General features: G+C 62.7%; 20 protein-coding genes. 1 reads left to right on the top strand and 19 read right to left on the bottom strand.

What is annotated here, in order from left to right; all coding sequences use genetic code 11:
- Positions 1–37: 37 nt before the first annotated feature.
- From metE to hflX, 3 genes are all read right to left on the bottom strand, one after another.
- Positions 38–2,308 carry a 5-methyltetrahydropteroyltriglutamate--homocysteine S-methyltransferase gene (metE, locus tag U2H20_RS04730; RefSeq protein WP_430593339.1) on the bottom strand — a complete coding sequence of 757 codons (2,271 nt, stop codon included), beginning with the start codon at positions 2,306–2,308 and terminating at the stop codon, positions 38–40.
- The gene (locus U2H20_RS04735; RefSeq protein WP_430593340.1) at positions 2,305–3,216 is read right to left on the bottom strand and encodes a methylenetetrahydrofolate reductase; all 912 of its coding nucleotides are present in this window, start codon (positions 3,214–3,216) and stop codon (positions 2,305–2,307) included. The genes metE and U2H20_RS04735 overlap by 4 nt, the downstream gene beginning before the upstream one ends.
- Positions 3,217–3,297: 81 nt before the next feature.
- Positions 3,298–4,890, bottom strand: a complete 1,593-nt coding sequence (gene hflX, locus U2H20_RS04740; protein ID WP_430593341.1) for a GTPase HflX — start codon at positions 4,888–4,890, stop codon at positions 3,298–3,300.
- Here hflX and U2H20_RS04745 point away from each other — a divergent pair.
- Entirely contained in the window at positions 4,876–5,487 is a 612-nt protein-coding gene (locus U2H20_RS04745; RefSeq protein WP_430593342.1) for a class I SAM-dependent methyltransferase, read from the top strand. The genes hflX and U2H20_RS04745 overlap by 15 nt on opposite strands.
- A gap of 74 nt (positions 5,488–5,561) precedes the next feature.
- Here U2H20_RS04745 and dapF read toward each other — a convergent pair whose 3' ends face one another.
- From dapF to U2H20_RS04825, 16 genes are all read right to left on the bottom strand, one after another.
- On the bottom strand, positions 5,562–6,440 hold the full coding sequence (gene dapF / locus U2H20_RS04750; RefSeq protein WP_430593343.1) for a diaminopimelate epimerase: 879 nt from the start codon (positions 6,438–6,440) through the stop codon (positions 5,562–5,564).
- Positions 6,437–7,354 carry a tRNA (adenosine(37)-N6)-dimethylallyltransferase MiaA gene (gene miaA, locus U2H20_RS04755; RefSeq protein WP_430593344.1) on the bottom strand — a complete coding sequence of 306 codons (918 nt, stop codon included), beginning with the start codon at positions 7,352–7,354 and terminating at the stop codon, positions 6,437–6,439. Before miaA ends, dapF begins: the two co-directional genes overlap by 4 nt.
- Positions 7,351–8,835, bottom strand: a complete 1,485-nt coding sequence (gene miaB, locus U2H20_RS04760; protein ID WP_430593345.1) for a tRNA (N6-isopentenyl adenosine(37)-C2)-methylthiotransferase MiaB — start codon at positions 8,833–8,835, stop codon at positions 7,351–7,353. The genes miaA and miaB overlap by 4 nt, the downstream gene beginning before the upstream one ends.
- A 145-nt stretch (positions 8,836–8,980) precedes the next feature.
- Entirely contained in the window at positions 8,981–9,481 is a 501-nt protein-coding gene (locus U2H20_RS04765) for a hypothetical protein (RefSeq protein ID WP_430593346.1), read from the bottom strand.
- A gap of 65 nt (positions 9,482–9,546) precedes the next feature.
- A complete protein-coding gene (locus tag U2H20_RS04770) occupies positions 9,547–10,017 on the bottom strand; it encodes a hypothetical protein (RefSeq protein WP_430593347.1) in 471 nt (156 codons plus the stop codon).
- Positions 10,018–10,094: 77 nt separating this feature from the next.
- Positions 10,095–10,865: a regulatory protein RecX gene (locus U2H20_RS04775; RefSeq protein WP_430593348.1), complete on the bottom strand. Its 771-nt coding sequence runs from the start codon at positions 10,863–10,865 to the stop codon at positions 10,095–10,097.
- A 3-nt stretch (positions 10,866–10,868) separates the two neighbouring features.
- Positions 10,869–11,930, bottom strand: a complete 1,062-nt coding sequence (gene recA / locus U2H20_RS04780) for a recombinase RecA (protein ID WP_430593349.1) — start codon at positions 11,928–11,930, stop codon at positions 10,869–10,871.
- A 275-nt stretch (positions 11,931–12,205) separates the two neighbouring features.
- The gene (locus U2H20_RS04785; RefSeq protein WP_430593350.1) at positions 12,206–12,421 is read right to left on the bottom strand and encodes a DUF3046 domain-containing protein; all 216 of its coding nucleotides are present in this window, start codon (positions 12,419–12,421) and stop codon (positions 12,206–12,208) included.
- Between the two features lie 152 nt (positions 12,422–12,573).
- A complete protein-coding gene (locus U2H20_RS04790) occupies positions 12,574–12,924 on the bottom strand; it encodes a helix-turn-helix domain-containing protein (RefSeq protein WP_430593351.1) in 351 nt (116 codons plus the stop codon).
- Positions 12,925–13,003: 79 nt separating this feature from the next.
- Positions 13,004–13,540: a CinA family protein gene (locus U2H20_RS04795; protein WP_430593352.1), complete on the bottom strand. Its 537-nt coding sequence runs from the start codon at positions 13,538–13,540 to the stop codon at positions 13,004–13,006.
- On the bottom strand, positions 13,507–14,118 hold the full coding sequence (pgsA, locus tag U2H20_RS04800; protein WP_430593353.1) for a CDP-diacylglycerol--glycerol-3-phosphate 3-phosphatidyltransferase: 612 nt from the start codon (positions 14,116–14,118) through the stop codon (positions 13,507–13,509). The genes U2H20_RS04795 and pgsA overlap by 34 nt, the downstream gene beginning before the upstream one ends.
- Positions 14,119–14,192: 74 nt before the next feature.
- A complete protein-coding gene (locus tag U2H20_RS04805; protein ID WP_430593354.1) occupies positions 14,193–16,892 on the bottom strand; it encodes a DNA translocase FtsK 4TM domain-containing protein in 2,700 nt (899 codons plus the stop codon).
- 67 nt (positions 16,893–16,959) lie between these two features.
- Positions 16,960–18,168 (bottom strand): ABC transporter permease, encoded by a 1,209-nt coding sequence (locus U2H20_RS04810; RefSeq protein WP_430593355.1) that lies wholly within the window; start codon positions 18,166–18,168, stop codon positions 16,960–16,962.
- Positions 18,165–18,860: an ABC transporter ATP-binding protein gene (locus U2H20_RS04815; protein WP_430593356.1), complete on the bottom strand. Its 696-nt coding sequence runs from the start codon at positions 18,858–18,860 to the stop codon at positions 18,165–18,167. Before U2H20_RS04815 ends, U2H20_RS04810 begins: the two co-directional genes overlap by 4 nt.
- Positions 18,857–20,242: an efflux RND transporter periplasmic adaptor subunit gene (locus U2H20_RS04820; protein ID WP_430593357.1), complete on the bottom strand. Its 1,386-nt coding sequence runs from the start codon at positions 20,240–20,242 to the stop codon at positions 18,857–18,859. The genes U2H20_RS04815 and U2H20_RS04820 overlap by 4 nt, the downstream gene beginning before the upstream one ends.
- 183 nt (positions 20,243–20,425) lie before the next feature.
- The gene (locus U2H20_RS04825; protein ID WP_430593358.1) at positions 20,426–22,099 is read right to left on the bottom strand and encodes a ribonuclease J; all 1,674 of its coding nucleotides are present in this window, start codon (positions 22,097–22,099) and stop codon (positions 20,426–20,428) included.
- Positions 22,100–22,102 lie beyond the last annotated feature (3 nt).

Below are 22,102 nucleotides of genomic sequence, written 5' to 3' on the forward strand. Positions count from 1 at the left end.
ACGGGCCCGAGGGCCCGTCCGTTCTTTCGTTCATTCCTTAGACGAGTTGCGCGCGCGCTGCCTTCGCGGCGGCGACGACTGACTCGAGCGAGCGAGCGACCTCACTCGATCCACGCGTCTTCAAGCCGCAGTCAGGGTTGATCCACAGACGCGATGCGTCGATTGCGGCAGTGGCGGCACCGATCAGCTCGGTCACTTCACCCTCACTCGGTACCCGTGGCGAGTGGATGTCGTACACTCCCGGACCGATGCCGCGAGCGAAACCGTGCTTTGCAACGTCCTCGACGATGTCCATCTTCGAACGCGCAGCCTCGATGCTCGTCACGTCCGCGTCGAGACCGTCGATTGCGTCAATGACCTCACCGAACTCGGAATAGCACAGGTGCGTGTGGATCTGCGTCGCGGTCTTCGCTCCCGCGGTGGCAAGACGGAACGAGCGCACCGACCAGTCGAGATACGAGGCCTGGTCGGACTCCTGCAGCGGCAGGAGTTCACGGAGCGCTGGTTCATCGACCTGTACGATCGCGATCCCAGCGTCTTCGAGATCCGAGATTTCATCACGAAGGGCGAGCGCAACCTGCGAAGCCGTCGCCGAGAGCGGCTGGTCGTCGCGGACGAACGACCAGGCCAGGATCGTCACGGGCCCGGTGAGCATTCCCTTGACGTGCTGGGAGGTCAGCGATTGCGCATACGCGCTCCAGGACACCGTGATCGGCTCTGCGCGCCAGACATCGCCCCAGAGCAAGGAGGGCCGCGTGCAGCGTGACCCGTAGGATTGCACCCATCCGAACTCGGTGACGGCGAATCCTTCGAGGTGCTCGGCGAAGTACTGCACCATGTCGTTCCGCTCCGGCTCACCGTGGACGAGCACGTCGAGACCGAGGTGCTCCTGCAAGGCGATCACGTCCCGAATCTCGGCCTGCATGGCCTCGGTGTACTCGGCGTCACTGAGTACGCCCTTCGCGTGCGCAGCCCGGGAACGACGAATCTCGCCCGTTTGCGGGAACGAACCGATCGTCGTCGTCGGCAGTGTTGGAAGCTGCAGCGCTTCCTGCTGCGCCTTGCTTCGTACCGAGAACGGTTCGCGCGAGTAGGCGTCCTCGTCGAGGCCCTCCAAACGAGCACGGACCGCAGGCACACGAACACCCTCAGCGTTGGCGCGCTGCACGAGCACCTCGCGCTGCTGTGCGAGCTGCTCCGCGACGCTCGATTCCTCGGCCAGTGCGGCCTGCAGCAATGCGACTTCGCCGACCTTCTCGTCTGCGAACGCAAGCCAGTCACGCAGTGGCGCTTCGATCTTCGATTCACGCTCCAGTGAGTGCGGCACGTGGATCAGCGATGTCGAGGTTGCGACCGTCACGGGGTTGGCCGAGAGCGCGCGGAGCGTGGTCAAGGCGTTGTCGAGGTCGGTGCGCCACACGTTTCGCCCACTGACGACACCCGCGAGAATTTCGATGTCCGCTGGGACTTCCGCGAGCGAACCACGAACGAGGTCGAGGCCGAGCGCATCGACGCCAACGTTCTTCAACGGCTGCAGCACATCGGGCGCCTCACCGTAGCCCAGTGTCACGAGGGTCTTGATGCCCTGCTTGGCGAGTTCACGATACGTCGACTCGACCGCGGCGATCAGCTCACTTCGGTCAATCGAGGAGCTTGCGACGAGCGCAGGTTCGTCGATCTGAACCCACTTCGCGCCGGCTGCTGCGAGCGCCTTGAGCAGCTCGGCGTAGGCCTTGGTCAGCGCAGGGAGCAACGCGAGAGCATCCGCACCATCGATTTTCGCCAGGAGCAGGAAGGTCAGCGGGCCGACCACGCTCGGACGGGTCACGTACCCGGCCTCCTGGGCCGCACGGAAACGATCGACGATTCGGTGGTCGACGAATGCGAAGGTGCTCTCGGCATCGAGCTCCGGGACGAGGTAGTGGTAGTTCGAGTCGAGCCACTTCGTCATTTCGAGCGGCGCGACTTCGTCCTTTCCTCGGGCGAGCAACCATTCGTCGGCGAGCGTTGCCGGTCGCTGCTCGATCGCATTGCGCAGACGCGGTGGCACCGCGCCGAAGGTCAAGATCGCGTCGAGCACGTGGTCGTAGTGGGCGCCATCGAGCGGCAGAGATGCATCGTCCGCCGGGAGCCCGAGCTCGACCAGACGTGCGAGCGAGGCGTGACGAACGCTCTTCGCTGCCTCTGCAAACTCCTCGTCACGGATCGAACCCTTCCAGTGCGATTCGAGCGCGCGCTTGAGCTCACGGTTCGCACCGATACGTGGGTACCCGAGAATCGTCCCGTTCGGGAAGGATGGCGTGGTCATACTGCTCCTTGTCGAAGTGCGCCAATGCCGTCGAGGACGGCCAGTGATGCGCGGTGCTGGTTGAAGGTATAGAGGTGAACGCCAGGAACTCCGGCGTCAATGAGGTGGTCGAGCATTGCGACCGTGAAATCGATGCCGATCTTCTCGGCGTCTTCAGGACTCGAGGCGTTCTCGAGTTTCTGCAGAAGCCCGGCGGGTGGCCGCTCCCCCGCGAGTTCGCAACTCCGCACGAGCCTGCGCAGCGAGGTCGGCACGACCAGGCCTGCGGTGATCGGGATCGTGACGCCGCGCGAGGCCGCGAGTTCGGTGAACCTGGTCCAGTCGTGCGGGTCCCAGAACAGTTGCGTGATCGCGAGCGTTGCTCCAGCGACCTGCTTTGCAAAGAGCGCGTCGATGTCTTTGCGACGAGAAGGGTCACTCGACGGGTGCCCGTTCGGGAAGGCTGCAACCGCCACGTCGACGGGCTTCGCGAGCGCGACCTTGCGGGCATGTGGAAGACCGGGCAGCGGGGATTCGGAATATGGAACGCGTTCGGCTTGGACGCGGTGGATCAACTGCACCAGCTCTCCCGCGGTCCGCAGATCTCCGAGCACGACCTCGGTGCTTCCCGCAGGCGGGTCTCCCCGGAGCGCGAGGAATTTCGTGATTCCTGCGTCGAGGAACTGGCGGACGAGTCGAGAGGCTTCTGCAACGGTGAGCCCGACGCAGGTGAGGTGCGCCATCGGGTTCACACCGAGCGCGAGCAGACTGTCGAGCACCGCGAGCGAGGAGTCGCGGCTCGAGCCGTTCGCTCCGTACGTCACCGAAACGAACTCCGGACCGGCATCGATCAGTTCACGGACGACACCAGCGAGCGCACTTTCGGCCGCGGCGTTCCTTGGCGGAAAGAGTTCAAAGGAGAAAGGCAAACATCGAGTCATCGTGGAGATGACGCTATCCGCCTCCGAAGCACCCCATCGAGCGGGGCCGCAACATTACGTCACACAGGCTCAGTGCTCGGAGCCCAAACCCGCCTCGGAGGGCGCGACTTCGAATGCTTCGAAGGAGCTCGCGGCCGACTCCGAAACGCGAACGGTCAGGCGAGTCCCCGCCTCCTCGTAGCGCTCGGCGTCAATGATGAACTCCTCGTGCAATCGAGCGACGACGTCGCCGCGGTCGAAGGGCACGAGCAGATCGAGCACCACGCTCGGACGAGGAAGCACCTCGTCGATTCGGTCGAGGAGCTCTTGCACGCCCTCACCGGTTCTGGCGGAGGCGAAGATTCCGTGCGGCTCGAGTCCACGCAGCACGAGTCGGTCGTCGTCGCTCACGAGATCGGCTTTGTTGAACACGACGATCTCAGGGAGCTCACGTGCGTCGACCTCGCCGATGACCTCGCGCACCGTCTGCAGTTGCGCGGCTGGATCAGGGTGGCTCGCGTCGACGACATGCACGATGACGTCGCTGTTCTGCACCTCTTCGAGCGTCGAACGGAACGCCTCGACCAACTGGTGTGGGAGGTTTCGGACGAATCCGACCGTGTCACTCATCGTGAACGCGCGTCCACTCGGTGTCTCAGCTTTTCGGACTGTCGCATCGAGCGTCGCGAACAGCGCGTTCTCCACGAGCACTCCGGCCTGAGTCACTCGGTTGAGGAGTGAGGACTTTCCAGCGTTCGTGTAACCGGCGATCGCCACCGAGGGCACCGAGTACCGGTCGCGGTTCGCGCGCTTCGCCGCCCGGGAGGGAGCAAAGCCTGCGATCTGACGGCGGAGCTTCGCCATCCGGGTGTGGATGCGACGACGGTCGAGTTCGATCTTCGTCTCACCCGGACCTCGGCTTCCCATTCCGGCGCCCTGTCCACCAACTTGACCACCGGCCTGGCGGGACATCGATTCACCCCATCCACGAAGGCGTGGGAGCAGGTATTCGAGTTGGGCGAGCTCGACCTGAGCCTTTCCTTCTCGGCTCTTCGCGTGCTGGCTGAAAATATCGAGGATCACTGCGGTGCGGTCGATGACCTTCACCTTGACTCGGTCTTCGAGCGCGCGACGCTGGCTCGGGGCGAGTTCGGTGTCGGCGATCACCGTGTCGGCACCGAGTTCGGCGACCACGGTGCGAAGCTCCTCAGCCTTTCCTCGACCGAGGTACGTTGAGGCATCAGGGTGCGGTCGGCGCTGCAGGAGCCCGTCGAGCACCTTCGCGCCCGCGGTTTCGGCGAGCGCGGCAAGTTCACGCAGCGAGTTCTCCGCGTCTGAGGTCTTCCCGTTGTAGACACCGACGAGAATGACGTTCTCGAGCCGGAGTTGTCGGTACTCGACCTCCGTGACGTCTTCGAGCTCTGTCGAGAGCCCTTGAACGCGACGCAGCGCAGCGCGGTCCTCGCGCTCGGTCTGTGCACCATCACCGTCTCCATAGACGTCTCTGGACTGCAGCGCCTCTGCGCCGCGATTGAGCACGCCTTCGGTGCTCGGCTGAGCCCAACGCAGGATCCGCTCAGTCGCGGCATCAGCGCCGGTCAACGTTCCTGATTCTGTTTCGGTCGCGCCTGAAGGCGCTGACTCGGATGTTTCGCTACTGTCGTGTTCGTGACTGGGGCGCATTACTTCACCAACTCTCCTGCCGAAGAGCAATCTCTTCGGACGGTTCGCGTGCCGATTCTCGGCACCGACCATGATCTTGTGACCGCGCCTGGCGTGTTCAGCGCTGACGGTCTCGACACTGGAACGGCGGTGCTCCTTCGTGTCGCTGAGCTTCCTCCCAAGACAGGAAATCTGCTCGATCTCGGCTGCGGTTGGGGTCCGATCGCATTGACCCTTGCAACTGCTTCACCCGAGGCGACGGTCTGGGCGGTTGACGTTAACGAACGCGCTCTCGACCTCGTGCGGAAAAATGCTCAGCATCTCAGACTACAGAACATCAGGGCGGTCACGCCAGAGGAAGTTCCAGACGACGTGCGCTTTGCTGCGATCTGGTCGAATCCCCCGATCCGTGTCGGGAAGCCAGTGCTGCACGAAATGCTGCGCACCTGGCTCAGTCGACTCGTCCCGGGTGGGGAATCGCATTTGGTCGTGCAGAAGCACCTCGGCGCTGACTCCCTCCTGCAATGGATGCAGCGAGAGTTCGACGATCTCGAATCGTTCAGGAGTGACTCGCAGAAGACCTTCCGGATCCTGACGTCACACCGCGAGAGCGACTAACGAGCATCTCCTCAACGGTGGGGAACAGGAACGTACGTCCCCGCACAGCACCGAGAATCAGTGCATTGCGCAGTTCAGTCTGCGGCGAGAGGAAACGTCCCGCGGAAGCTCAGTCGCGCCGGGCCACGCAAGAACACGTGCGCTTCGCCGTCGACACTCGCGACGTCAACACCCACCGTGCCGCCAGGAACGTCGACGAGCCAGTCGTTCGCCGCCCCTGATCCAAGCCAGTGTCGTGTGGCGAGGGCTGCTGCGGCTGCACCCGTTCCACACGAGAGCGTCTCTCCGCTCCCCCGTTCGTGGACTCGCATTGCGATCCGTCCGACACCTGGCTCGGTCGATTCCCCAGGCACCACGAACTCGACGTTCGCTCCGGCAGGCTGCACGGGATCCAGTTCCGGGGCACGTCCGAGGTCAAGCCCGGCCAGCTCGCTCTCGTGAGCGAGCGCAACGACGACGTGCGGGTTGCCGAGGTCGATGCTGAGCCCCGGCCGAGGAACGCTCAAGCCGGTCGCGCTCACGAGTACCTCCGGCGCAATCGTCCAGGGCCCGAGATCGGCGCGAAACTCGGCTTCAGCGAGTCGGCGAACCACCTTGACTCCCGCTCGAGTCGCAATCGGCACCGATTCGCCGATCGGAAGATCAATGAGCCCTTCGGAGATCAAGAAATGTGCAAAGACGCGGATCCCATTGCCGCACATTTCGCCGATCGAACCGTCCGCGTTTCGGTAGTCCATGAACCACTCTGCACCGGAACCAATGGCGGACTGCGCCTGCGGATCCTGCGAAGCTGCGACGCGAACTGCGACGATGACCCCGTCTGCCCCGATCCCGAAATGCCGATCGCACAGTGCTCGGACAGTGTCAGCATCTGGCGTGTGCTCGGCCTCTGGATCGCGGAGGAGCACGAAGTCGTTTCCGGTGCCGTGGCCTTTGACGAAGGAAATGTTCACGCTGCAAGCCTAGAGCGCACCGAGCTCGCGATCGAGCTCGCATCCGGATTCTCCAGGTGCACACCCGGGTACCGCTTGAACCAAGAAACCTGACGTCGCGCGTACCGGCGCGTGAGCGCCTGCGTGGATTCGATGGCTTCGCTTTCGGTGAGTTCCCCATCGATCTGGGCGAGCGCCTGCGCGTAGCCGATTGCCTGGCGAGCGGTCACGCCATCTCGAAGGCCCTGCGCTTCGAGGGACCGAACCTCATCGATCATGCCGCGTTCCCACATAGCGAGGACGCGTTCGTCGAGGCGTTGCACGAGTACGTCTCGAGGCGCTGTGCGCTCGACAATAGTGCTCGGGAAGACCAACTTCTCGGCTTCGGGTAACCCAACGGAGAAGGGCTCCCCCGTCATCAGATTCACTTCGAGCGCGCGAACGATGCGCCGACCGTTGTGCGGCCCGATCGCATCGGCGGCCAGCGGGTCGATCGCGCGGAGCTCACGCTCGAGGACCGCAGGCCCTTCGTCTGCAAGCCTCGCCTCGAGTGATGCGCGAATCGCCTCGTCGGTCCCCGGAAAACTGAAGCCGAACAGCACGCTCGAGACATAGAGTCCACTGCCACCGCAAAGGATCGGGACGCGCCCCTCATCATGCAACGCGCGAATCCGGTCGTTTGCTCGGCGCTGGTAGTCCGCGACGCTCGCCTCTTGCGTCACCGGCCAGATCGACAGGAGATGGTGCGGGATTCCACCCTGCTCCGAAGCGTCGAGCTTCGCGGTTCCGATATCCATGCCCGCGTAGAGCTGCATCGCATCAGCGCCGAGGATCTCAGCCGGGATTCCGAGCGCCGCGAGCTCATGCGCGATCTCGATTGCGAGCGACGATTTTCCTGTTCCGGTCGCGCCGACGACGGCAACGACGTGGTTCACACCGAGCTCGAGTCCCGAACTCGCAGGCTCGGGATTCCGAGCGTGACCGTCGAGGGCATCGTCGGGGAGCCTGCTGGAGCAGGAACGCCACAGGTCTCGAGTTGCGCTCGGTCCCAGGCATCGCCGGAGCGAGTGGAACGCACACTGAGGTCCGGGTCGTCGGCGATCAGGTGGAAGCCCGCCGCATCGGTAATGAGCGCACTGACGACGTCGCCAGGACGAGGCGCCTGCGTCCCCTCCGGAACCTGGAAATGGACGAGACGGTTATCCTCGGCGCGCCCGCTCAGTCGGTGCCGTTCAGCGTCACGCTTCCCTTCATCGGGTGTGACGAGGATCTCGACTCGACGGCCGACCTGGGCCTGGTTTTCCTCCCGCGAGATGTGATCCTGCAGCGCGACGAGTCGCTCGAAGCGCTCCTGCACGATCTCCTTGGGAATCTGGTCCGGCATTGTTGCGGCCTGCGTTCCAGGGCGAATGGAGTATTGGAACGTGAATGCGGTCGCGAAGCGTGAGGCTTCAACGACTCGCAGGGTCTCCTGGAAGTCCTCTTCGGTCTCGCCGGGAAATCCGACGATGATGTCCGTAGAGATCGCAGCGTTGGGCATACGCTCACGCACCCGATCGAGGATTCCGAGGAACTTGGTGCTCCGGTACGAGCGGCGCATCGCCTTCAGAATTCGGTCACTGCCGGATTGCAGCGGCATGTGCAGCTGGGGCATGACGTTTGGGGTCTCGGCCATCGCCTCGATGACGTCGTCGGTGAAAGCGGCTGGGTGCGGACTCGTGAACCGCACGCGCTCGAGTCCTTCGATCGCGCCTGCAGCGCGCAACAACTTGCCGAAGGCAAGTCGGTCGCCGAACTCGACCCCGTAGGAGTTGACGTTCTGGCCGAGCAGCGTGACTTCGATCGCACCATCGGCGACCAGTGCCTCGATCTCCGCGAGGATCTCGCCGGGCCTCCGGTCTCGTTCTTTTCCACGCAGGGCCGGCACGATGCAGAACGTGCAGGTGTTATTGCAACCGACGGAGATCGAGACCCAGCCACTCGACGCTGATTCGCGTTTCGTGGGCAGCGTCGAAGGAAATACTTCGAGTGATTCGAGGATCTCGAGTTGAGCCTCGTCATTGTGTCGAGCTCGCTCGAGCAACGTCGGGAGCGCTCCCATGTTGTGCGTCCCGAACACCACATCGACCCAGGGCGCGCGCTCGAGAATGGTCTCTCGGTCCTTCTGCGCGAGGCAGCCTCCGACAGCGATCTGGAACCCGGCACGATTACGCTTCGTCTTTGCGAGGTATCCGAGGTGTCCGTACAACTTCGAGTCCGCGTTCTCGCGAACCGCGCAGGTGTTGATCACCATCACGTCCGGCTGACCATCAGTGTTCTTCGTCAGCCCTGCGGCCTCAAGGCTGCCTGCCATTCGTTCTGAGTCATGCACGTTCATCTGGCACCCGAACGTGCGCACTTCATAGGTGCGTTGCATACTGCAAGGGTATCGAGACTTTGCCGCGGTCTTCGCTCCCGCGCACGCGTACTCGGCGCTGCTTCTTCGAACGTGGCCGAACGCACGAACGCCGAACCTCGTTCGAGGTTCGGCGTTGTGACGAACTGGCTGCTTCGCGAAAACTCTACTTCTGCGTGAAGGTGATGGTGTCGTCAACCGAGCCATCGTCGGCGGCAACGCTCATGTTCATTTCGCCAAGGGCCGCAGGACCGGTGAAGGTCACGCCACCGACGTCTGCAACGCCACTCACGTAGATCTCGACGATGCCTTCTTCGAAGGTCCAGTAGTCGGACGACGTGACGTCGAACTCTTTACCCTGCCAGTCATAGATCTTGTACTGGCCGTCGGCCATGAACATGAAGTCGAAGTCGACGGTGTCGTCGGCGCCGATCCATCGGGTATCGATCAGTGCTTCTTCAGTGATCGCACCGTCATCGGTTTCTTCCGGCGGCGTGGACTCGGAAGTCTCAGGCTCAGTGGACTCTGCTGGCGACGAGGATTCAACCGTCGTCTCTTCGGGATCGGTCGTGTCGACATCGAGAGAAGGTGGGGCAATGCAACCGGTCAGCATTGCAAGAGAAGCTCCTGCAACAAGCAGCGGTGCGAAGATTCGTGAAGCTTTCATGCTGTCAGAATACGCGCGAAGGCCGTACGTTGTCTGAGGGTTGTCTGAACGTTGAGTGACCGCGGCTATTCGCTTACGGGCGAAAGCTCGAGGTTGTAGTTGGTTCCACCGACCTTGTCCCAACCGGAAAGCGTCATCGCGGCGAGATCTGCCGGTCCTTCATAGGTGATTCCGCCGATGTCGCTCACGCCGGTGATTGAGAGCGTGAATACTCCTTCGTCGACACTCCAGGTATCGACTGAGCTGTCATAGTGCTCACCATTCCAGCTGAGGAACGTCACGTGGCCGTCGTCGTTGAGCAGGAGCTTCATCGAGATCCCGGCGTCAGCGCCGGTCCAAATCGTGTCGACGAAATCGGCGTGCTCGACAGACTGCTTTGCGGAGAACTGAACTCCGGAATCTGCATTACGGAGCGTCGAATCGCCCACCGAAATGTCACTCGCGCTTCCCGCCGTCGTGGATGCGCACCCCGAGAGAACGATCACTGCAGCGAGGCTGAAAACGCCACGCTGAAGACGGCTCGAGAACCCGGACATTGTTCCAGCCTAGCGAAAACCGGTCTCCGATTCACAGTCGGATCGCATGACGCACGTTCACGCGCGGACTCGATGCCCTACTCGAACCGTACGGTCGACTTGCCTCGGGATTGCGGCGTGTACTTCGGCTGGTTGCTCAATCCCAGTTCGTTCACGACCGTTTCCGTCGCGGTGCGAACGACATCTCCGGAGAACCCACGGCGTTGCAGGAATCCATTGAGACGCTGCATCGCTTTCGAGCGTTCGAGACCCTCGAGTTGGCCTGCACGTTTGCGCGCGAGTTCCAAGGCGAGTTCCGACTCGTCGACCTCGACCTCCGCGAGTGCTGCCGCTGCATCCTCTGCGTCCACTCCCCGAGCCCTGAGTTCCTGCCGGATCTTTCCGGCACCGTAGCGTTTCGAGCGTTGGATCTTTTCGCTCACGTTGGCCGCGAGCTCGCGGTCGTTGAGCACGCCGTCCGCGACTTGCCGATCCGCCTCGTCACTTGCTTGCTCCGGCGAAGCTCCTTTTTGCACGAGCGCCCGCTCCAGCTCCGTGCGACTCATCGCACGTCGCACGAGCGCTCGAAGTGCCCAGCCGTGGACCTCGTCTGCAGACGGCCCCGCTTCAGCGTCTCGCTCACCATCGTTGGTCTCGAATGGAACGGCCGCTGCATTCTGCGTTGACCGCCCACTTGATTCGTTGCCGGCCTGGTGCGGCGCGATCGCCACGACAGCTGCGGGCTGAAGGCTGCTGATCTCCTCAGCGCTCGCGGCCTCTTGTTGACGCTCAGCAAAACGATGCCGAAGGTCGACAACTGGATTGGGCTCGGCGGATTCACCGCCGAGCCCTCCGTTGGAACGAACCAAGAGCTAGGCTCCCTGTCGCTCTGCGCGCCGTGCTTCGAGTGATTCGACCGCGGCTTCCGCTGCTGCCGCCGCTCCCACCCCAAGCTTCGACAAGATCTTGGTCTCGATCTCGTTCGCCATCTCTGGGTGAGCGAGCAAGAACTTGCGGGCGTTCTCTTTTCCTTGACCGAGTTGGTCGCCGTCGTAGGTGTACCACGCACCAGACTTCTTGACGATGCCGTGCTCGACACCGAAGTCGATGAGGCTTCCCTCGCGCGAGATGCCGACGCCGTAAAGAATGTCGAACTCGGCCTGCTTGAACGGCGGAGCCATCTTGTTCTTGACCACCTTGACGCGCGTGCGGTTACCGACAGCGTCGGTGCCGTCTTTAAGGGTTTCGATGCGACGGATGTCGAGACGAACCGAGGCGTAGAACTTCAGCGCCTTACCACCCGAGGTTGTTTCTGGGCTTCCGAAGAAGACACCGATCTTCTCGCGGAGCTGGTTGATGAAGATTGCCGTGGTCTGCGTCTGGCTGAGCCCACCGGTGATCTTGCGAAGTGCTTGTGACATGAGTCGGGCCTGGAGACCAACGTGACTGTCGCCCATGTCTCCTTCGATCTCTGCGCGAGGAACGAGAGCCGCCACGGAGTCGATCACGACCAGGTCGATGGAGCCGGAGCGAATGAGCATGTCTGCGATTTCCAGCGCCTGCTCACCCGTGTCTGGCTGGGAGACCAGGAGGGCGTCGATGTCGACACCGAGCTTCTTCGCGTATTCAGGGTCGAGCGCGTGCTCGGCGTCGATAAACGCTGCGATGCCACCGTTACGCTGTGCGTTGGCAATGGCGTGCAAGGTCAGTGTGGTCTTACCGCTCGACTCCGGGCCGTAGATTTCGACGATGCGGCCACGAGGGAGCCCCCCGATACCGAGCGCGACATCGAGTGCGATCGAACCGGTCGGGATGACCTCCACAGGTGCACGCTCGTCACTGCCGAGTCGCATGACCGACCCTTTACCGAACTGGCGATCAATTTGTGCGAGAGCCGTTTCTAGGGCTTTTTCGCGGTCTGCTGGTGATGGCATTGTGCTCTTCCTGTCTCGAGGTTTGTGCGCCTGCATACTGTCGTGCTCGTGACGCCCTCTGGCTGAGTGCGCCGCGGCTTGCGACAAGGCTCAATTGCGAATGCAATTGTCGGGTTCCACGTACCGTTGACTGTAGGTCGAGCCGCCGACATCTTCGGTGTTCGGCGTGACGACTGGGAAGTCTTCGATCCTGTGGAGGCCACGTCACCACTGTACGACTGATTCGAATGTTTGTTCGAATGAAGGCGGCGTGTCGAAACGCGAATGTTGTGAGCTCAGGGCTCCCGGAGACCGACCCCGTGACGACGTTCAGGTGCGACATCGGCGGCGTCGCATAAAGCGAGCCACACCGCCCTCGGGCTTTCACCAGCTGCGAGCGCAGCCCGAGCGCTGACCGAACCGAAGGGTGTGAGCGCGAGATCGTCGACGAGCACCCGACCGAAGGCGCCGAATTCCTGCTCGACTGCACGATCAAACTCGCTGCGGCGCATGGGACCTCCTGAATGACTGAACCTCAGGAACAGAATGCCCTGAGGACGCGAAAATGCGGAAGCCCTGAGGCTCCCGCATGTTCGCGACAACTGCAAATTCACGCCGCGAGTGAAGCTCGCGGAGCGCTTGCAATCAATACTGCGATGTGGAACTAGTTCGACACGGCGTCGAACTGTGCGACCAGTTCGTCCGGAAGCGTGTCTGGAATGCGTGGTGTTGCGATCGTGCTCTCCGCGTCTGCGTAGAGCACCGGGATCGAATCGAACCCTTCGAGCACTGCGAGTCGCTCGCCAACTTCAAGCATGATGCTCGAAAGAGGAGTGTCGAGCGCTTCTGCCACAGCGGCGAGAATCTCGCTCGATGCTTCTTTCTGACCACGTTCAACTTCACTCAGGTAACCGAGCGCAACACTTGCGCGCGAAGCAACCTGGCGGAGCGTGCGACCACGGCGCAGTCGCACGTTGCGAAGTACGTCGCCGATCTCTTGTCTCATCAAAACCATGGAGTCCCCCTCACGTCCGCGGTGAATCAATCCTACAACTCACCGCTCTTGACACTACCTAACTCAACTTTGCCGTCAGCTATTCCTGAACAGCCTGGAGATTTCCTATGAACCTGCGAAGCGTGTCGAGCGCGGCGATCGTCGCGGCGGCTCTCACCTCGTCTCGCGAGCCACTCACACAGTGATGCTGCGCGCTTCGCCCTCCGTCCCAAGCGAGTCCGACGAAGAACTCGCCCGGCTCATGACCGTCCGCGGCACCGGGCCCTGCAACGCCGGTGGTGGCCACCGCTACTGAACAAGGGCCCGCGTCAGTGATCGCGCGCGCTCGAACACCCTCTGCCATCTGCATTGCAACCTCAGCATCGACGGGCCCGGTTTCGCGCAGTTGCTCGAGTGAGACCCCGAGCACCGAATGTTTGAGTTCCGTGCTGTACGAGACCACTCCCAGCCTGAACACCGAGCTCGCTCCCGGCACGCCAACCAAGGCGGAAGCCACGGCTCCCCCGGTGAGCGACTCCGCGACGGCGAGGCTCTGCTCCGCGTCGAATGCGCCAGCGATCACCTTGCGGGCCGAGGCCTCGATCACTTCGCTCGTCGGGCTTTGCGGATCTGCCATACGTACTCCAAACCAGAGAAGACAGTGAGCGCGACGGCGATCGACATGACCGCGATGTTGACCACCACGATCCACTCGCCCACGAGGAGCGAGAGCGGAAGCAGTGCGAGGGAGAGCGCCACCGCTTGGGCGATCGTCTTCGCCTTGCCAGCCCACGACGCAGGAATCACGACGTCCTGAGCGACGGTCAAGCGATGCACCGTGATGGCAACTTCTCGGACGAGCACGATGATGGTGATCCACCAGTCGAGTTCGCCGAGGATTGAGAGACCGACGAACGCTGCGCCCGTGATCGCCTTGTCCGCGATCGGATCAATGAGCTTGCCGAAGTCGGTGACGAGGTTGCGACTGCGAGCGATCCAACCGTCGAGGCTGTCAGTCACAAGCAGCACGATGAAGAAGATCGCCGCCGCGACTCTCAGGTCACCGAGCTCACCGTTGTCGGCCAGCAGCAGCCAGACGAACACCGGGGTGAGCAGGATGCGGGCAATACAGATCAGGTTCGGGACACTCGCGACGCTCGCCGGGGAGTCGCCCTTCGCGATGATTCGGCCACGCCACGGAGAGAGGATTGCCATGATGCAAGGCTAACGCCCGAACCTGCCGGTCGCGATGCAGCAGCGTTGAACGACCGCAGGCGCCTCAACGCAGACTATTCGCGCCCGGTCAGTCCCCAGGCGTCTTCGTCCCCGTCACCACTCTCGACGACCTCGAGCCCGTCGAATTGCGCTTCGACCGGATCCGCAGCCGCGACCGCAGCCGGAGCCGCGCTCTGAGCGCTGGATTGTGCTGTTGCTGGCGCGGCAGTGTCGCCGCGCAACATCGCGAGAATTTCCGGCAACTGCTCCGGCGTTACGAGCACATCGCGAGCCTTCGAGCCCTCAGAGGGTCCGACGATCTCACGGCTCTCCAACAGGTCCATGAGGCGACCAGCCTTTGCGAACCCGACGCGCAGTTTGCGCTGCAGCATCGACGTCGACCCGAACTGGGTCGTCACAACGAGCTCGGTTGCAGCGAGCAGGTCATCGAGATCGCCACCGATGTCGGCGTCGACTTCCTTCTTCTGCTGCACTTCGGCAACGTCGTCACGGTACTCCGGCCGCGCCTGACCCGTGACGTGCTGCACGACCCGTTGGATCTCCGCTTCGTCGACCCACGCGCCCTGCACGCGGACTGCCTTGTTCGCACCCATCGGCAGGAAGAGGCCGTCACCCTGACCGATGAGCTTGTCGGCGCCCGGCTGATCGAGAATGACTCGCGAGTCCGTTGAGCTCGACACCGCGAAGGCGAAACGGCTCGGCACGTTGGCCTTGATCAGGCCCGTGACGACATCGACGCTCGGACGCTGGGTTGCCAGCACGAGGTGGATCCCGGCCGCGCGAGCGAGCTGGGTGATTCGCACGATCGAATCCTCCACGTCACGCGGCGCCACCATCATGAGGTCGGCGAGCTCGTCGACGACGACGAGCAGGTATGGATACGGCTTCAGCACACGTTCGCTCCCTGCTGGCAACACGATCTCGCCGGCGCGAATCGCCGCATTGAAATCGTCGATGTGCTTGTACCCGAACGACGCGAGGTCGTCGTAACGCATGTCCATCTCTTTCACGACCCATTGCAGGGCTTCTGCCGCTTTCTTCGGGTTCGTGATGATGGGGGTGATGAGGTGCGGAACGCCCTGGTACGCGGTGAGTTCGACTCGTTTCGGGTCGACGAGGACCATGCGGACCTCGGAGGGCGTCGAGCGCATCAGCAAGCTCGTGATCATCGAGTTCACGAACGACGACTTTCCGCTTCCGGTCGAACCGGCGACGAGCAGGTGCGGCATCTTCGCGAGGTTCGCGACGACGAACTTTCCTTCGACATCCTTTCCGATTCCGATCGTCATCGGGTGCTTCGACGCTGCGGCGGTGTTCGAGCGCAAGACATCGCCAAGCTTGACGGTCTCGCGGTCTGGGTTCGGGATCTCGACACCGATCGCGCTCTTGCCCGGGATCGGCGACAGAATACGAACTTCATTGGAAGCGACCGCATAGGAAAGGTTCTTCGAGAGCGCGGTGACGCGTTCGACCTTCACGCCTTTGCCCAGCTCGATCTCGTACCGGGTGACGGTCGGACCGCGGCTGAAGCCGGTGACCACTGCGTCAACGCCGAAGTTCTCGAGCACACCGGTGATTGCCTTCACCATGTCGTCGTTCGCCTGAGAACGAGCCTTTGGCGGATCTCCCTGCCCGAGCGAGACCATCGAAGGCAAGCGATACGGGCGCTCTGAGGTGGGCGCGGCTGCAATGTGCGAAGCGGGCTCGATCTCGGCGGTGACGGGTGAGACTTCCCCCGTGATGCGACGAACGACTTCCTCGGCCTCTTCGAGTTGTGCGATGACTTGCGTCTCGTATTCGGAAGGAGTCGGCTCATCGAGGAAGACGTCAATACCTGCGACGTCGTCATCGATCACCGTTGTCGGCTCTTCCTGCGCGAACACCTGGGTCTCTGGTTCCTTCGCCTGGACGAGCGGCGTGTCGTAGGCGGGTTCGATCTCGCGACCTGAAGGGTTTCGTCGCCAGAACGGCAGCGACTCGTCTTCGTCGTCCCGCTCGTTCTCGCGCGCTGCGAGCTTTGCCGCGGATTCGATTTCCTTGCGAGCCTGACGGTCCTCGCGGGACTCGCGTTCGAGCCCGAAGAGGTAGTGGTACAGATCGCCGAGCCGCTCGGGAATGCGGGTGGGCGGCGTCTTGGTGATGATGAGGACCGAGAGCGCGGCCAAGATGCTGAGCACGATTCCCGCGCCGATCTCGGTGATGAGCGCGATGAGCGGAGCGCCGACGACCCAACCGAGAACACCTCCGGCAGTTGCCAGCTCGGGCATGCCGGCGCTGGCTGCGGGCTGACCGAGCGTGACGTGGCAGAGCCCAGAGATCGTCACGAGCAGCATCGCGATTCCGACACCGACCCGGCCGTTGTCGCTCACCGAGGCCGGGTGCCGGAACATCCAGAGCGCGAGCAGGACAAAGACCACGGGAAGCGCGATCGCGACCTGGCCGAAGAGGCCACCGAGCGAGAAGTTGCTGAGCGCCTGTGTCACCGTGTTCGTCGGCAGGAACCATTCGACGACCGCGCCGAAGATTGCGAGGAGCGTGAGGAAGAACGGAACGCCGTCACGTCGTTCTTCCTTCGCCAGAGACTCTCGACCGAACACTCGAGCTGCACCGCCAGTGGCGTGCGCGAGACCCATCCATCCGCGGACGAAGCCGTTCGGACGCTCGATTTCGGGTTCGAGAATCTTCGTCTTGGTCGTCGCAGCCTGCCGTTTCGGCGTGGGAGCGCGCCCGGAGTCTTTGGATCTGGGTGCCATGCGCTTCACGGTACCGTCAGATGCCAGCGCTTCCGCGCTATGACACGGGACTCAGGCCCTTCGACGGCTAGAACCGGATCGCGTCGATCACCTTTCCGCGAACCGCGACGACCGCCGGAATGAGACCTGCGAGCAAACCGACGACAGCCGACACGACGAGCCCAGCGATTGCTGCCTCGATCGGGAACGGCGGGAGGGAACCGGTGAGCCCCATCGTCATCCATTCAGCGACCATCGGGATCTTGAAGATCAGGGCTGCAAGCAGAATTCCGGCGAACCCAGCCAGCACCGTGGCCACCACGCTCTCCATGAGCACCGAGAAGAAGATGCGCACCCGGGTGGCTCCGAATGCCCTCCGGATTCCGATCTCACGGACCCGTTGTCTGACCGTCACCAAAGTGATGTTCAACAGGCTCAAGGCACCGAGCAACAGGATGATGCCGGAGATTCCGAGCAGGATGATGCGCGTGAACTCGGTGGGGTCGTAATCCCCCTGGTACGCACGCCAGTCGATTCGATCGACCGTGACGGCCGCATCGGGAAACTCGCGTTCGAGATCCCGTTGGAACGCCGCCACCACGGCGTCCGACTGCTCCAGCGGTACCCACATCTCGTATCCCGGCAGAATCCACTCGGCGTCTTCGGGAGCACTTGCGCCGAGGAAATCGTCGTAGAGCATGAACGCGATCGGCTGACCTCCCCAATCCCACTGTGGATCGGTCGTCATCCCGATGATGACGGCAGTCGTCCCGTTGGCAAGGGTCACCGTCGGATGGTCGGCCATGGTGCGGCCGATTGCATCGAGGAACGCCTTGTTGACGACGATCGTCGGAGCAAGACGGTCGTTGTCGGATTCTTCGAACCAGCGGCCCTCCGTGAGGGTCATTCTGTGAATGGCCATCGTGTCGACGCCCACGACGTTGATCTGCGCATCGAAGGTCCCGACGCTCGAATTGATCGAGAGGTTCCCATTCGTTTGCGGTGCTGCGTACGTGATGTTGTACCGCTCCACGGCTGCTTCGATCGCCTCGGTCACGAGCGCCCCGTCGAGCTGGGTCTCCGTCTCGGACCATATTTGCAGCGAGATCGTCGCGGGAGGACCGCTCGATCGCTCCATCGCTTCTTCGTTGACTTTTCGGAGCAGGTCGCTGAACGCAACCGAAGCGGTGAGTGCTGCCACCGCCACCGCCACGCCGAAGAGGCTCAGCAGCACCCTGCCACGGTGGATGCGGAGTTCGGTCCAGGCGTCTGAGAGCGCCGCGAGAAAGCCGCTCATGCCGCTACCTCGACGTGGTCTCGGCGCAGATGACCGGCGTCGAGACGATAGACCTGCTCAAAACGCCCAGCGACCGCGACATCGTGCGTGATCGTCACGAGCGCCGATTCAGACTCGGCCGCAACGTCTTCGAGCAGTTCCATGACGATCGCTCCGGTTTCGAGGTCGAGTGCTCCCGTCGGTTCATCGGCGAGGATCAGTCTCGGCCTGCGAACGAGTGCACGCGCGATCGCAACGCGCTGCTGCTCGCCACCGGAGAGTTTCGTCGGCAGCGAATCGAGCCGCTCCCCCAACCCGACTCGCTCGAGCATCTCGATCGCGATGCTGCGTCGCCTCCAGAACATTCGCCCACGGGCGTTCATGAGGGGCACGAGCACGTTCTCGAGCACGGTCAGACCCTCGATGAGGTTGAACTGCTGGAAGACAAAGCCGACGTTCTCGCCGCGAATCCTGTCTCGTTGTCTCGCAGAGATGCCGACCACGTGACGCCCATCGAACTGCATGCTGCCGCTCGAGGGCAGATCCAGCAGCCCGAGAATGTTGAGCAGGGTCGACTTGCCAGAACCGCTTCGTCCGACAATCGCGATCCGGTCGCCTTCCTCGGCCGAGAAGTCGACACCGTTCAGGATGACGAGTTCACCGGTTGGGAGTTGCACGCGCCGAGTGACCTCGCGCAACTCGACGAGGCTCATACCGACGCGGTTTCGCTCGACACCGAACCGAGCGCGCCGTCTTCGACGAATTCCTCCTCGATGAATCCACCGCAGAGCGCAGGGTCTGCCATCGGATCCATGCAGGGATCGCTCGGCATCGGCGCACCGGGCGCGAACTCGAACACTTCGTCGCCCTCTGCGAGGCCACCGGTGATCTCGACGGACTGCCCGTCGTTCAAGCCGAGCTGCACCTGGACTTCCTCCTGGCTTCCGTCTGCACCCACGCGGAAGACGACTCCGTTGTCAACGCTTCCGAGGACCGCGGTCGTCGGGAGCGTCATGACGTTTTCAGCCGTACCCGCCGGCATCGAGATCTCTGCGGAGAGGCCCGAGAAAACGCGGACCTCGGCGGGGACTGCGCACTTCGCGGTCGCACTCGTGGTCGATCCCTCTTCGCCGCCACCCTGCTCGATGGTGAACCCAGTGCACTGGAACGGCGCGGGCCCTCCAGGAATCTGCACGGTCGCTTCCGTGGGCTGATCGACGAGACGGTACTGCTGCTCAGGGGTCAGCGGCGCTTCGAGGTGGAAGGTGGGGAGCGCCACTTTGCCGGTTTCTGCGCCGATTTCGACGCTCTGGTTGAGCAGGAGCGAGAAGCTGGTGAGCACGCCGCCGGCGGGTGCCGTGATCGTGAACACTCGAACGGACGGCGCGGGCATCGAGCCGTCGGGGTTCGGGGTGGTCGCCTCGGTCGTGACGCGCACGTTGTAGAGCGAATCGCCCGCAGCGACGAGTTGGCCATCGGTCGCGAACACCCGCGAGACGGTGCCGCTCTGGGTCGAGCGAACAACCACGGCAGCATCTGGCACGACGGTGCCCTTCAGATCAACCGTGTTGACGATCGTTGCGATCTGCACCTGCACCATCGGGTCGACGATCTCCGCGGTGGGCGGTGGATAGTCCACGCCCTCGTTCGCACTGGCGTCTGTGAAGAACGCGATTTTGACGAGTGCCACAGCGATTGCCGCGACAACCGCGAGACGCAAGAACGGGAAGATCCAGGTGCGCCAGATCCCCGGGCCGCTCCGCTTCCGAGCTCGACGTTCCTCTTTCGCTGCTCGCTTCTGCGCACGTGCTTCGGACGCCTCATTCGAGGCGCGCATCGAGCGCCGCAGCCGTGGAGAGTCTCCTGCCGAGACCACGACCGTGCTTGCGTCTGATGACTCTGAGATTTCGCTTTCTGAAAGCGCCTCGGGTGATCCATTGGAATCGTTCGTGCCAGTTTGCGCGAACGCACCGTCAGTGGCGGCACTCGCCTGGTGCTGATCGGCTCCGCCCACATTCGCCTGGGCGACCGCTTCTTCGTGGTCGCGGTCAGACGCTGAGGGGTTGCTCGACAATGAGCGGTCTTCGTGTTCCATTGGGACTCCCTGATGGCGTTGCTCGCGCCTGCCGCGAGCCCCTTCATTGGGAGCGTACTTGGGGAGATATGCCAAAAAATCAGCCGAATGGATGAAAGCGGCAAATGCAATTCATTCGTTAAAAACGACAATGCCCCGACCGCCGAAAGAAAGGCGGACGGAGCACCGTCGAATTGTTTGGAATTACGCTTCGATAACCACAGGAACAATCATCGGGCGACGTCGAATACGAGTGCCGACCCAACGGCCAACCGTGCGACGAACCACCTGCGTGTACGCGTGCGTGTCTCGAGTTCCCGAGGCCGCAGCTTCTGCGAGCGCCTGCACGATCTTCGGCTTGATGGTGTCAAAGATCCGGTCGTTCTCAGCAAAGCCACGAGCGTGAATCTCTGGGCCGACAATGATCTTTCCCGTTTGGGCTTCAAGCGCGACGAAGATTGAAATGAATCCTTCTTCAGCAAGGATTCGACGGTCCTTGAGATCCGCCTCATCGATTTCGCCAACACTCGAGCCGTCGACGTAGACAAAGCCGAGATCGAGCTGCCCGACAACGGAGACGTTGCCGTCGGTCATATCCCAGACGGTGCCGTCTTCACCGAGGAAGGTGTTCGCCCGGTCGATTCCGGTATCGATCGCGAGTTCCGCGTTCGCAACGAGGTGGCGGTGCTCACCGTGCACGGGGATCACGTTCTTCGGCTTGAGGATGTTGTAGCAGTAGAGCAGTTCGCCTGCAGATGCGTGTCCGGAGACGTGCACCTTCGCGTTGCTCTTGTGCACGACCTTCGCCCCGAGCTTCATCAGGCCGTTGATAATGCGGAAGACCGCGTTCTCGTTGCCCGGAATCAAGCTCGAAGCCAGGATGACGGTGTCGTCCTCGCCAACGGTGATCTGGTGCTCACCACCGACGATGCGCGAGAGCACAGCCATCGGTTCGCCTTGGGAGCCGGTCGACATGTAGACCACTCGGTCGTCCGGCAGGTTCGCGGCCTTCTTCAGATCGATGAGGATGCCGTCCGGCACCCGCAGGAAACCGAGATCCGAAGCGATGCCCATGTTGCGCACCATCGAGCGGCCCACGAGGACGACCTTGCGTCCGTGCGCATTCGCCGCGTCGAGCACCTGCTGGACGCGATGCACGTGGCTTGAGAAGCTCGCAACAACCACCTTCCCGCGCGTCTGGCCGATGATGCCCTCGATGACCCCGCCGATGCCCCGTTCTGGCGCAGTGAAGCCTGGGACATCCGCGTTCGTGGAGTCCGGCAGGAAGAGATCGACACCCTCTTCGCCGAGACGCGCGAAGGCGCGAAGGTCGGTGATGCGGTCGTCGAGCGGCAGCTGGTCCATTTTGAAGTCACCAGTGTGCAGCACGAGGCCGGCCTTCGTGCGGATGGCAACGGCGAGCGCGTCAGGAATGGAGTGGTTGACCGCAACGAACTCGAGTTCGAACGGTCCGAGCTGCTCGATGCCGCCCTCTGCGACCTCGAGCGTGTACGGGCGGATCTTGTGCTCTTTGAGCTTCGCCTCGATGAGTGCGAGCGTCAGCTTCGAGCCGATCAATGGGAGGTCGTCCTTGAGACGAAGGAGGTACGGGACCGCTCCGATGTGGTCTTCGTGCCCGTGCGTGAGCACGATGCCGACCACGTCGTTCAGACGGTCCGCGATGGGTGAGAAGTCGGGCAGAATCAGGTCGACACCGGGCTGGTGCTCTTCTGGGAAGAGCACGCCGCAGTCGACGATGAGAAGCTTGCCGTCAATCTCGTAGACCGTCATGTTGCGGCCGATTTCACCAAGACCGCCGAGCGGGATCACTCGGAGTGTTCCCGGGGCGAGCGGTGGTGGTGGAGTTGGAGAAGGCATTGG

The organism is Humidisolicoccus flavus (genome assembly GCF_045689595.1).
GTDB classification, from domain to species: Bacteria; Actinomycetota; Actinomycetes; order Actinomycetales; family Microbacteriaceae; genus Humidisolicoccus; species Humidisolicoccus flavus.

Bases quoted from the DNA above. Each gene is read 5' to 3' on its own strand.
- metE (WP_430593339.1), bottom strand. From the start codon at position 2,308: ATGACCACGCCATCCTTCCCGAACGGGACGATTCTCGGGTACCCACGT.
- U2H20_RS04785 (WP_430593350.1), bottom strand. From the start codon at position 12,421: ATGCGCCGCAGCGAGTTTGATCGTGCAGTCGAGCAGGAATTCGGCGCC.
- U2H20_RS04810 (WP_430593355.1), bottom strand. From the start codon at position 18,168: ATGAGCGGCTTTCTCGCGGCGCTCTCAGACGCCTGGACCGAACTCCGC.
- U2H20_RS04790 (WP_430593351.1), bottom strand. From the start codon at position 12,924: ATGGTTTTGATGAGACAAGAGATCGGCGACGTACTTCGCAACGTGCGA.
- U2H20_RS04825 (WP_430593358.1), bottom strand. From the start codon at position 22,099: ATGCCTTCTCCAACTCCACCACCACCGCTCGCCCCGGGAACACTCCGA.
- miaB (WP_430593345.1), bottom strand. From the start codon at position 8,835: ATGCAACGCACCTATGAAGTGCGCACGTTCGGGTGCCAGATGAACGTG.
- U2H20_RS04770 (WP_430593347.1), bottom strand. From the start codon at position 10,017: ATGTCCGGGTTCTCGAGCCGTCTTCAGCGTGGCGTTTTCAGCCTCGCT.
- U2H20_RS04795 (WP_430593352.1), bottom strand. From the start codon at position 13,540: ATGGCAGATCCGCAAAGCCCGACGAGCGAAGTGATCGAGGCCTCGGCC.
- U2H20_RS04765 (WP_430593346.1), bottom strand. From the start codon at position 9,481: ATGAAAGCTTCACGAATCTTCGCACCGCTGCTTGTTGCAGGAGCTTCT.
- recA (WP_430593349.1), bottom strand. From the start codon at position 11,930: ATGCCATCACCAGCAGACCGCGAAAAAGCCCTAGAAACGGCTCTCGCA.
- U2H20_RS04815 (WP_430593356.1), bottom strand. From the start codon at position 18,860: ATGAGCCTCGTCGAGTTGCGCGAGGTCACTCGGCGCGTGCAACTCCCA.
- hflX (WP_430593341.1), bottom strand. From the start codon at position 4,890: ATGCGCCCCAGTCACGAACACGACAGTAGCGAAACATCCGAGTCAGCG.
- pgsA (WP_430593353.1), bottom strand. From the start codon at position 14,118: ATGGCAATCCTCTCTCCGTGGCGTGGCCGAATCATCGCGAAGGGCGAC.
- U2H20_RS04805 (WP_430593354.1), bottom strand. From the start codon at position 16,892: ATGGCACCCAGATCCAAAGACTCCGGGCGCGCTCCCACGCCGAAACGG.
- U2H20_RS04820 (WP_430593357.1), bottom strand. From the start codon at position 20,242: ATGGAACACGAAGACCGCTCATTGTCGAGCAACCCCTCAGCGTCTGAC.